7 protein-coding genes and 1 pseudogene are annotated in these 10,980 nt (G+C 57.0%); 1 reads left to right on the top strand and 7 read right to left on the bottom strand.

Translation table 11 applies throughout. The features are described 5' to 3' along the window. Window positions 1-107: pseudogene (locus QEH59_RS18850) on the top strand (IS5/IS1182 family transposase); the annotation flags it as partial. A 16-nt stretch (window positions 108-123) separates the two neighbouring features. Here the strand turns inward: QEH59_RS18850 and QEH59_RS01035 are convergent. The 7 genes from QEH59_RS01035 to QEH59_RS01005 form a co-directional block, all read right to left on the bottom strand. Next, window positions 124-441, bottom strand: a complete 318-nt coding sequence (locus QEH59_RS01035; RefSeq protein ID WP_308983500.1) for a hypothetical protein — start codon at window positions 439-441, stop codon at window positions 124-126. A gap of 48 nt (window positions 442-489) precedes the next feature. Continuing rightward, window positions 490-2,523 (bottom strand): sodium:solute symporter family protein, encoded by a 2,034-nt coding sequence (locus QEH59_RS01030; RefSeq protein ID WP_308983499.1) that lies wholly within the window; start codon window positions 2,521-2,523, stop codon window positions 490-492. An 88-nt stretch (window positions 2,524-2,611) separates the two neighbouring features. Further along, entirely contained in the window at window positions 2,612-3,799 is a 1,188-nt protein-coding gene (locus QEH59_RS01025) for a Gfo/Idh/MocA family protein (RefSeq protein WP_308983498.1), read from the bottom strand. A gap of 11 nt (window positions 3,800-3,810) precedes the next feature. Then, window positions 3,811-4,659 carry a carbohydrate-binding family 9-like protein gene (locus QEH59_RS01020; protein WP_308983497.1) on the bottom strand — a complete coding sequence of 283 codons (849 nt, stop codon included), beginning with the start codon at window positions 4,657-4,659 and terminating at the stop codon, window positions 3,811-3,813. Further along, window positions 4,660-6,594: an FAD-dependent oxidoreductase gene (locus QEH59_RS01015; RefSeq protein WP_308983496.1), complete on the bottom strand. Its 1,935-nt coding sequence runs from the start codon at window positions 6,592-6,594 to the stop codon at window positions 4,660-4,662. It lies immediately after the preceding gene. A 13-nt stretch (window positions 6,595-6,607) separates the two neighbouring features. Beyond that, complete coding sequence (locus QEH59_RS01010; protein WP_308983495.1) at window positions 6,608-7,960, bottom strand: family 20 glycosylhydrolase; 1,353 nt, start codon at window positions 7,958-7,960, stop codon at window positions 6,608-6,610. Window positions 7,961-8,006: 46 nt separating this feature from the next. After that, entirely contained in the window at window positions 8,007-10,940 is a 2,934-nt protein-coding gene (locus QEH59_RS01005; protein ID WP_308983494.1) for a discoidin domain-containing protein, read from the bottom strand. Window positions 10,941-10,980: the final 40 nt, after the last annotated feature.

Below are 10,980 nucleotides of genomic sequence, written 5' to 3'. Positions count from 1 at the left end.
AATACCGCAGAATGTCCAAAGACTACGAAACTACCATTGAGTCATCTACTGCCATGATTCATATTGCGATGACTCGACTCATGCTCAAGCGTGCGACTAGATTCTAACCGTTTTGGAAATTTATTAGACGCCCTCTAAGCGGAAGTCCTGTCCCGAATGCAGGTGGCGTCCGCGTCCGGCATGGTAGGTCGTGGTCCAGGGATTCAGGCTCACCCCGACTCCTTTTTCCGCGAGAAGGGGCTTGATCCGCTGGATCGCCTCAATCCATGGCTGGATCTCGTCGAGCGTGACATGCCCCTGGCTTCGTTCCTCGGGGGCAATCAGGAACATGACCTCCCCGATGCCCGACTCATCGACGAAGTCGAGCAAGCGGCGGTAGTTTTCTTCCAGCCCGTTGAACGGGTCCAGCCCGTAGCGTAGAATAATGTGAAAAGGTTTCATACTGATCGACAGGGTGGCAAAGCCCCGCTGCAAGAAATGTAGGGCAGGCTAGTTAACGGTGCCGTCGTCCTCGGCGTCGCGCTGGATAGTGGACAGGCGGGCGAACATCGCTTTCAGATCCTTAAAGCCGCCGATGAGGAACCAGATGGTGGTGAGGGTGCCGGTTACGCCGGTCAGGATGAGGTTGATAAGCCACCAGTTTGCCCACCATTGGTCGGGCCATTTGTAGAAGACTTGCCAGAGGCTGATGCCGACAAAGGTGACAAAGAAGAACATGACCCAGCCCAGTTTCAGGTAGTAAATAATCCGGTCGCCCCGAGTGAATTCCGCTCCGGGCAGCAGTCCGCGCCAGCCGGTCACTACGGGTGCTATGTGGTCGGCTCCCTCAGGCGTCTTGGCCTCGTATTCGCCACGGTGCAGGAGCTTGTCCATGTTGAGCTGCGGATCGGGAGAGAGTAGGCTGACGATCACGTAAGTGGCCGTAGCAGAGAGGGAGGCGAGGAAGGCCATGTGCACGCCATTCAGCCAGAATTTTTCCGGTAAGGACTGTATCCATTCGCTGGCGGGGTAGGCATCCTGTAAGGCCGGCACGGCATTGGGCCAAATGATGTTGATGGTCAGGATGCCGCCCACCGCGAGGAAGGAGCCCACAATCATCGATGCCCATGCGCCGGAGGTGGTGCCACGTTTCCAGTAGAGCCCGCCGATGAGCACGGCACCTGCGCCGCCGGTGAAGATCGCGCCGGTGGCTTGGAAATACATGAGGATGTATTCCTTGAGTGGGAAAATCATACTAAAGCACCAGGTGAACGCGGCCACTCCGACGATGGACCAGCGCAACCAGCGCAGATGGGTTTCGGGAGTTAAGCGATCTTCGTGTCCGCGCAATTGGCGAATCGGGAAGAGCACGTCCTGCACGAAAATGCTGCCCCAGGAGTGCAGGTAGGTGGTATCCGTGCCCAGCGAGGCCATGATCATGACGACCGCCAACAAGCCGACCACTCCGATCGGCAGGATTTGCGACATGGCCACGGTCGTGGTCATTTGCTTGGCCAACTGAGGGTCACCGATCGCGTCCAGTGTCGACTGCGTGGCCAGGGTGGCGGCTTCATGCACCGGCGCATTCATCAGCACATAGGCGCAGACCGCGGCCAGCGGGATCAGCAAATACGTGACCCCACTGCGGAACTGCGCGAGAATGCCAGCCATCTTCGCCTCATGCGGGCTGATCGCCGAGGCGTTATAGCCCTGACTGCCTTGCCACACCATGTAGTTGTAGACGGTGAGGAACATCAGGATCAAAAAGAAGAGCGGATTGAAGTCCGGCAGTGAGCCAGTATCGAAAGGGTTGAGCTTCGATGCGCCCTCCGGTGCCTGCATGAGGGTATCGACAATGACACTCCAAGGGAAGAGATAGAGCATCACCCCAAGCAATATCAGAAAGACGATGTTGCTGATCTGCCCCTGGATAAAGTCCGTCACCATGACCGAGATCTGGCCGCCGCTCAGCGTCACAAACAAGGCGGAGATCAGGATGATCGCCATGACAACACCGAGGGTGAGATTCAACTCCAAGCCCGTGCCCGGCACCGTCCACATGTGGACCGGTAATCCCAGAAAGTAGATAAAGAACCGCGCCGTGACCGCCGGGAAAATCCCATAGTTCAACACACCACTCAACCAGCACAGGGCCCCGCTAAAGACACGGAAGCGGCGACTGTAGCGCATCTCCAGAAACTGGGCGAGCGTCATGGCCCGCGTCTCACGGTAGCGGTAGATGATCCAGCCCGACAGCGCCATCAGCAGACCGATGGGAGCCAGCATCTGCCCCCAAAACAAGGCGGTGAAGCCCGATTGATAAAACTTCTCCCAAGTCGCCACGATCGAAATCGCCCCCATACCCGCCGAGCCCGAGGCCACGGTCAGCAAGTAGCGACCGGCGCAACGGTTGGCCGACAGGAAATCCGCCACACTGCGCGTATATCGCTGCGAGTAGATGGCGAACCCGATAACAATCGCGAGAATCACTCCGATGATCCCGAGGTCCAGCGGGTGGAGATTAGTGAGAGCAAGTGGAAACATTGTGCTGGTTTGGATCACTCGCGCGAACGCGAGCAGCTGTGGTGTTTAAAAAATATGGCGTTAATCGCCGAAAGGAATTTAGAGCCGATTACTGTCCGGTAGACTTATCGAAATAGTCAGACAGATCCTTCGGTAATCTGGGGACCTGGACCGGGATCGCGCCGTTTCTGAGCGACTCGGTGGCCTTGCAGCCAGTGACCGCGCTATAGCGGGCCGACACAGGGGAGGTAATGGTGCCGCCGCCCTCGTCGCGCATGTAGCGGATAAATTCGTCAATAATCTTGGGGTCGGCGCCGCCATGCGAGCCCTCCTCTTTAGGAATGATAAACTCGGCATCCCCTTCGGCTTGATAGTTGTGACGCTTATTCCAGAGCTTGATCATGCACTCTCCCGACATGTCGCCGAAGTTTTCAATGCGTCCTTCGGTGCCGATGATGGTGTAGTTGCGCCAGGCATCCGGGCTGTAGTGGCATTGTTGATACGTAGCGAGCACGCCGTTATCCAGGCGCATCAACATCATATTAATATCCTCAACATCGATGACCGGGTTCAGCCCCTTTTGCGAGAGCGGTGGCCAGTTATCCATGTTCCAGTAGGTGTCGCCCTTAACCTTCGGATCGCGCCGATCGGTGATCCGGTTATAGAGCGAGAGCTCGCCCATGGCGGTGACCGTTTCAGTGTAACCGCCGCAGAGCCAGTGCAGCACATCGATGTCGTGCGCACCTTTTTGCAGCAGCAGGCTGGTGGTGCGGCTACGCTCGGCGTGCCAGTCTTTGTAGTAAGCGTCGCCGCCGTAGGAAATGAAATGACGGCACCAAGCCGTCTTAACTTCGCCAATCGCGCCGGAGTCGATCAACTCCTTCATCTTACGCATCACAGCAAAGTGGCGCAGATTGTGCCCGACGTAGAGTTTGCCATTTTGCTTGCGCGCGGTCTCCAGGATGCGGTCGCAGCCCTCGATGGTGATAGCGATCGGCTTCTCGAGGTAGACGCCTTTACCAGCCTTCAATGCCGCGATCGCGTGTTCCTCGTGCAGATCATCCGGCGTGGAAATGAGCACCGCGTCGATATCGGGGCGTGCCAGTAATTCATGATAGTCTTGGGTCACGTAGACCTCGCGCTCGATTGTTTCCTGAAACGCTTTAAGCGCTTCAGGATCGGTATCGGCAGCGGCCGTGAGGAAAACATTGTTCTCCGGCTGATGCATGTATTGGGCGAATGCCCCGCGTCGTCCCGCTCCGATCAAGCCAAGTCGTAATTCTTTTTTGTTATTCATTTAAATGTCGTCTAGTTTGCCGTGTCCGGCGTTTCGGTCGCACCTGCCGCACTGTGCGGTTTCTGGAATTGAAGAAATCCGTAGTGGGGGTGGTCGTGGAAAGAGGTTCGTGGAAGTTGAGGCGCAGAGGACAGTTCGGGCGCGGGCAAGGAGTAAGCGTAATTGTATCGAGCCGCCAATACGCGCCATTCGCTGTCGGGGTCGAAGTCTTCGCCTTGCACGCTGAGGTCGCGCAGCGGAATGGCCATCTCGGCCGTCCAACCACCGTCCTGGTCGCTCCACTCGTTTAGCGTGCCATCGATCATCGCGCCAGCGCGGGTGCCATGCTCAAAATCGAAATTACTCGGCAGGCCCGACCGCCCCTGACTGGGAAAGAAGAAGGCGCTTTTGCGAGCGCGCGCGGTCACGTGGAATTCCCAATACCAGGGCTGCCCCTGCGGTTTGAGAAACAGCTCCGCGACATCGCCCGTTCGTTGCTGCTGCAGTTGGTCGGCATCGCCTTCTTCAATCACGTCCGAGTCCTGAAACTCGAAGGCCGCGTAGAGATATTCGTTGTCCCAGGCCAGGCGCACAGTTCCCGCTTCGGAGGGGGACTGCCCCTCCGGGCTGTCGGCCAGCGAGAAGCTCAGCGGATAGGCGACCGCGTGCTCCCATACCGACTCCAGCAAGCGGCCATCCACTGTGACGCTTTCACTGCTCCAATGCGCGAGCAGATTCTGCGGTGCGGGCGGAGGCGCAATGCTCGCCGTGTGACAGCCTCCGAGGAAGAGCATGGCCGGAGCCAGCAACAACCAGCACTGTCGAGCCCGATTCCCACCCGCAGAACGGGTGGGAGGAGTCAACTGTCTCAAATCGATCATTTAAGCATCGATGTTAGTGTCCTGCAGAAAGCCAGGAGTGGCTTCTGGATAGACGCGGATCTCGCAAACGCGGGCATGGTCGAGGCCATGCGTGCCGAGCACAGTCAGACGCAAACGCGAGGTCAGCGCGGCTTCCTCAGCCGCGTGGCATCTGCGGCGCAGGTAATTGTCTGCCACCTCAGCCAGCGTTTGCCAGCTTCCATCGCGTTCCACTTCGATCTTGTAGGCGGCGACGGTTTCTTCCTGCGGTTGTCCCCATTGCATTAAGTTGGTATAGCCACCACTCATACTGAGAGTGAGCACGCGGTGCAGGCCGGTATCGAAGATCAACTGAACTTCGCCCACCTTCACCGGTTGATCCCAGCTCAGTTCGAGGGACGCAGGCAATCCTTGCGTCGGATCGCTCATCCAGCGGTGGATGCCGGACTTCATACGTTGCGGGGCGACACCCTTCGGGCCGTGGGTAGCTCGGGTCTGACCGGAAAGCACATTGGCCGCTTCACCGCCCGATTGTTCGCTGCTGGCCGATACCTTGGCAGCGCGTGCCAGATCACGCGGGTCCTCATTTTGCGGATCAATCAGGTAGGCATCCTCACGCAGCAACTCTTGTTGAATTGCCCGCATGGCAGCGGTGTTCTTGGGCAGATCCACCGGCTGCAGATCCTTTTGCGTCGCATAGGCCGCAGCCACGCCGACTCCCTGGCCCATCACGGCGCAGGTGGCCATCACCCGCGTCGCGGCGAAGCCGAGGTGCGTGGCGGAAATATTACGCCCCGCAAACATCAGATTCGGGATGTTGCGGCTGACGCAGGCGCTCAGCGGAATATCAAACAAGTAAGGCACCTCGTGTTGCACCGCGGGCCGCTCGTCGATCGCATCGATGCCTTCCGGTGGATGCGTGTCGATGGGCCAACCACCGTAGGCAATCGAATCCGGAAAAGCGTTGCCAGCCATCACGTCCAACTCGGTGATAGTGTGCAGCCCCTTGAAGCGACGGCTTTCCCGTTTGCCCGGCACAAAGCCGAACCAATCCAGTGCCCAGTGACTCGCGCCGTGAGAGTCCGGATTCGGGTAGTTCGGATCCGTGGGGTCGCCGTTTTTCACGTGGTCCCAGGCGCCCATCATAATGGCCATCAGGTTGTCGCGGATCGTTTCGTTATCCTTAATCGTGTCGAGGCAGCCGCCCCATTCGACCCACCAGTAGCCATAATCGAAACCACAATCTGTGTCGCCCGCTGCGGCGTGATTTCTCAGGTGCAGTTCACGCTCAGTAAAAGGCTTCGCCCAGGACGGCGGCGTAAAGGGCATCGGTTTATCGTGCTTGCGCGCTTGGAAGAGCAGGGTCGATCCCAGGCGTTTGCTGTCGTGTGACTCCTGCGCCATCGACTCGCCAAACTCGGCTTTGGATTCCCGGCCCTCATAAAATTCCGCCCCCGCTTCGACGCCCAGGCGACCATCGCCCGTGCAGTCGATGAAGATCTTGGCATTGATTTGAAAAACATCTTCCGTGCTTTGGCGCTCCGCAGTGACGGAGCGGATGACGCCTTCCTCGACTTGCGCTGCGGTCACACAGGTATTCAGCATCAGCGTGAGATTCGGTTCCCGCTGGCACATGTCGAAGAGGATAAGATCCATCATCGAGTTAGAGCGCTGCGGATTTTTAACCGCATTTTCCAGGCGGATCTCTTCGATAATGCCGCCCTCTCTGGTCTCCGTTGCCAGAGCACTGCCGCGCTTGCCCGAACCGTCGGCGCCGACGATGTGCATGCGGATTTCGCTGGATGCGTTGCCGCCCAGCACTGGCCGGTCCTGGCAGAGAATGACCTTGGCTCCGTTTCTGGCCGCAGCAATGGCTGCCGGCACTCCGGCGGGACCGCCACCTGCGACGCATACATCACAGTTCAATTGGCTCTGGGTTGTTACAGTCGTTGTCATGATTCGTAAATGCTTAGTCTTTAATTTTTAAGCGGGCTTTGATGGTATCAGCTTCGGTCCGCAAGGCCGTCGCCCATGTTCGGTAGTAAGGTTCGATAAAAGGTTCACAAACCAGGCCTTTTAAAAGTGCTGGCAGCAGTTTGCTTTGTTCCTCGATGCGCTGGACCAGGTCCTGGAAGAAATCCCATAAAATCCGGTTGGTGCCTGCGGAGGGCTGGCCCGGATCGACCTGCATGCCTGCCAGCTGTTCTTTTAATTGGCGTGCGGCTTGCCAGGCTTCTTCGCGTAAGGCGTCGGCCTTGCTGAAGTGCTCGCGCAAACGGCTGGAGCACTCATAGGCTCCCGTTTCCTTGAGCAGTTGATCGCAGACTTGCCAGCCGTTGTTTGGCCAGTGGCCGTTATAAAATGTGATGCTGGCCATGGCGAGTTCGACGAGGCAGGCGTCAATGGATTCTCCCTGTACACGGCCGCTCGCATAGCGCGACCAACCTGTGGCAATGAGTCCTTTCAACTCGTAGGGTGCCGCCACATCCATCCAGCCGGTATGGTTGAGCAAGCGAGCCTCTTTGTTCGGCAAATCGCGGAAAGGTCCGTCGGCACCCTTGTAGGCGGAAGCGCCCCAGATCGGGATGCCCGCTTCGTGCAGGCGATCCAGAACCTCCAACTTGTGGTGGTGGGTAGCCATGGCGGGCGTGCCCCGGTAACCCCAGACGACCAGGTCGGCATCTTTGCCGATTTGTTGCAACGCGGAGACCGGCCAGTTCATCATCATGTCATGCCAGATCAGGGGACGAACCTTGCGCAGGCGCAAGGAGTCCAGAATGGGCTGAACATGTTTCAGGAACAGAGTGGGCTTATCGTGTTCTGCAATGAAGCTTTGCGAAGCGGGACTGGTGCCGAAGGACCAGGCCTCATCGCCGCCGAGGTGAAAGTGCGTCACATCCGGTAGGAGTTCCAGCACATCATCGACCATTTGTAAGACCAGCTTCACCGAGCCCTCGTGTAACGGGTTCAAGGTATCGGCATATTCCGGACACTCGGCCAGGTGCTGGTAGGGCTCATGTTGTAAAACGAATTCCAGGTGCCCGAGGCATTGAATCAGAGGGATGATTTCAATGTCCAGTTCTGCGCAGCGTTTGGCAAACTGTTTGACTTGCTTAGCCGTGTAGTGAGAAGCGTTGCGCAATTTCGGATCAAATGACCAGGGAAACATGTCCTCCCACTCGACGACTACGCTGTTAAAGCGCATTTGGTCAAAGACTTCGACCAAGGCCATCAGGCGTTCAAAGGTTGGTGGTAGTCCCTTCAGATCCAGATGCACGGCACGCCTTTCAATCGCAGGCGACTGTGCTGTAAATACTGGCATGAATGAAGAGTCTACTTCCGCTTTGCGAGCGGGAGGAGATGGGAGATTAGTTGGCATATGCTTCGATTTCCTGGGCAGTGATTCGTTCCGATGAGCGGTTGCCTGCTGAATGAATCAAGAGTCGGACTGTGTCCGTAGTTTGTGGCGTGAAGGGGGCAACGACTGGAGTGTCGGCAGGTTTCTCGCCGCTGTAGACGGTTTTCCAGCCCCTTGTGTCTTTGACCTGAACTTCAAAAGAGCGGGCGTTGGTGACTGCGACGATGCGTCCGACTTCGGTCGCACTTGGGAAGTTTATCTGAATCCAAGCGGGATCTTTACCCTGTTGGGCCTGCCACCAGCGACCATCATAGCCATCGTTTAGACGCTTTGGATAGGTGCCGAACTCGTAGTGGGTCGAGGTTTCGATTTCTGCTCCAAGTCCACGAAAGGCTAAGTTGCCCGGCTTGCCAAGTTTGGCGAGGCTTTCGTCGATGCGTCGTTGCACCGCCAATACAGTTTGCCCGAACTCGTAGTGAGGATCGGTGGTGTAAACATGCGCGGCATAGCCCTCGAAGGTGTCGCGCCATTTACCATTGCCCACCCGCACGTCACGCTTCTCGGAGACGACCTGTAGTGCTGTGGTTCCCAAAGAAGGGAGGTGGAAGTTGACCGCGCCCATGGATTCAGGGCTGGTGTTGACCACGAAGATGTAGGTGTGCTCGCCCACTTTACGGACGGCGCTGTGTAGGTGTGACGTGTCGTCGGCAGTGATTTGCAGTTCTTCTTCGACATCCGGCGCTAGGATGGCGCTTTTCAGAAGCTGCGCTTCACGCGCTAAGAATGGCATGCCCAGTTCCAGGTTCTTGTCGTTGAGCTGGCGTCCGTAAATCCACCAGATGAAGCCTTTCGAGCCGGTGACGATGCCCTGGATCTGCTGATTGCGCAGTTCGAGGAAATTCGGCGCACGGGCGGCCGGTGTTTGCGCGTCCCATTCGAAAGCCTGAGGAGTCACCCAGATTGCCTGACGGCCTTCAGAAGCGCGTTTGGCTTCTTTCAAGTGTTTGGCCACTTTAACGATACCGGAGATCGGCCCCATGTTTTCGCGGAAAGACGGGTAGGGGTCGGGCATGATGATGTCGGCTGCACTGGCATAGCGGTCGATGGCATCGAACTGCATATTGAGAATGATGCAGGGGTGGTAAGGATCTTCTTCCTGAATAATTTCATAGGCGCGATTCAGGCGCTCGGGAAGCACCGGAACGAATTCCGGCTCATCGTAAATGTAATAGGCTAAGAGGGCCTTGTGGTCGCGCAGACGGCGCACGTATTGACGCAGCTGTTCTTCCTCGGCGACGGACATCGGTTGCTTTTGGTTTTTACGATACAGCGCTGCAGGCCATGGATCTGTCAGGCAGACGACGCCTTCCTCGGCCATGCGGTCCATGAATGCGAGTGTCTTTTCGATTCCCTGATTGGGGAGGTGGTAGACATGCACGGTATTGATGCCCTCGATTGCAGGATCGGCTTCTGTTTTCCATCCGAACCAACCGTAGGGGAGGAAGGGCTCACCGTTGCGCAGGAGCACTTTGTCGGCATCGATGCGCCATTCATCATAAGGCGCGGCGGGCAGGCTTCGAATCAACTCTTTCGTCTGCCATTGAGTGCCATCCGGCTTTTGCACGCTCACTTGCAGTTGGTAGGAGCCCACCGCGAGTTTTTGCTCCAGCTCCAGACGCACGTTGCTCTGAAGCTCTGTCATATCGAGTTCCTGGCTCGCGACAGGTTGATCGTTCCCGCTGGCGTAGAGCGCTGCGGTCAAACGAGCATTTCTAAGGTCTTCCGGTGCGACAGCCAGAGAGACCGCCGCTTCGATGGCATCAATGTCTTCCGTTGCGTAGATGCTATTTCGATAGGCTGGCTGGGTGACGTGAATGGAGATCGGTTTAAAGTCCAATGGGACATCCTGCACGTGTAAGGCGAGGGCGCGATTGGGCAGTTCTTTCGCTGCTAAACTCAGTTTCAGAGTTCCGGTTTTAGGTGCGTCTTTCGCCGATAGCGGAAAGGTCAAATTAACCATCGAAGAACGTGACGATTTCAATGCCACCATGCTGGATGCCTCGACGGCTCCCTGTGTGGTTTCCAAGGTGCCATCAATCTGAACATCGCGAAACTCAGCGCCTTCTTTTTCCATTCGATCCGCTACAATCTCAAGCTGATACTCAAGCGTGCCGTTCGTGCCCTGGATGACTTTACCGTCGTTAACCGGGCGGATCATCCAGAGGAAATCTTCGAGTCCACTGTGCTCCATGTGCAGGGGCACATAATTAGCCAATTCATGGAAATTGTCGGAGAGCGGAGCGTGGGTGCTATAGGAAACCGGGCGACCGTCTTTTCTCGGATGCACACGGCCCAGCATGATGCGCCAGTCTTGTTCCGCGGACTCCGGTGTGTATTTGAAAGCGGCCAAAGGGATCGCCATTTCGACGAACCACTTGCCCTCATTGACCTGTGAGGCCACTTCGGCCTGGCTGCGCCATGAGGTGAGGCCACCGGCGCCTGTGCCAGCTTTGCGCCAGATGTCGTTGGCCAAGCCAGCGGTGGTGACATACCACTGACCATACTGATCGCCGTCCGCGCTGGGAGCGATGAACAATTCGAGGCCGGGCTCTTTGCCGTAGCCAACCAGAGTGGGGTTGGCGACAGTTGTTTGGTTTGCCTGGTTGGCGATTAAGCCTTTGTCCACATCGGCAATGATACCGATAAGCAGGGCATCGTCAGTCACTGCGACTGTAAAACGGGTGGCATCGGGGGCGGGCGCATCCGATTTTAATGCATGAAAAGAGTCCTGCCACTCCAGCTGTTTCCAGAAGGGCTCGGCGAAGGAGCCGTCGATCTGGTAAGACGAGTCAATGGAAGGAGCCTCAATTTGCCCTTCTGCAATTATGGGTGCAAACGCTGCTGCCGTCAGACAGGCCGCAAGCGACGTGGATTTTCGAATCAAATTTAACATGGGTATCGATAAAATGGGTTTAAAAGTCATT

It is taken from the genome of Thalassobacterium sedimentorum, assembly GCF_031127905.1.
Lineage (GTDB): Bacteria > Verrucomicrobiota > Verrucomicrobiia > Opitutales > Coraliomargaritaceae > Thalassobacterium > Thalassobacterium sedimentorum.
This window is presented reverse-complemented; position numbering and strand designations above follow the sequence as displayed.

What these genes read in the sequence shown, in the direction of transcription:
- QEH59_RS01020 (WP_308983497.1), bottom strand. Translation starts at nt 4,659, where the DNA reads ATGATCGATTTGAGACAGTTGACTCCTCCCACCCGTTCTGCGGGTGGG.
- QEH59_RS01035 (WP_308983500.1), bottom strand. Translation starts at nt 441, where the DNA reads ATGAAACCTTTTCACATTATTCTACGCTACGGGCTGGACCCGTTCAAC.
- QEH59_RS01010 (WP_308983495.1), bottom strand. Translation starts at nt 7,960, where the DNA reads ATGCCAGTATTTACAGCACAGTCGCCTGCGATTGAAAGGCGTGCCGTG.
- QEH59_RS01025 (WP_308983498.1), bottom strand. Translation starts at nt 3,799, where the DNA reads ATGAATAACAAAAAAGAATTACGACTTGGCTTGATCGGAGCGGGACGA.
- QEH59_RS01030 (WP_308983499.1), bottom strand. Translation starts at nt 2,523, where the DNA reads ATGTTTCCACTTGCTCTCACTAATCTCCACCCGCTGGACCTCGGGATC.
- QEH59_RS01015 (WP_308983496.1), bottom strand. Translation starts at nt 6,594, where the DNA reads ATGACAACGACTGTAACAACCCAGAGCCAATTGAACTGTGATGTATGC.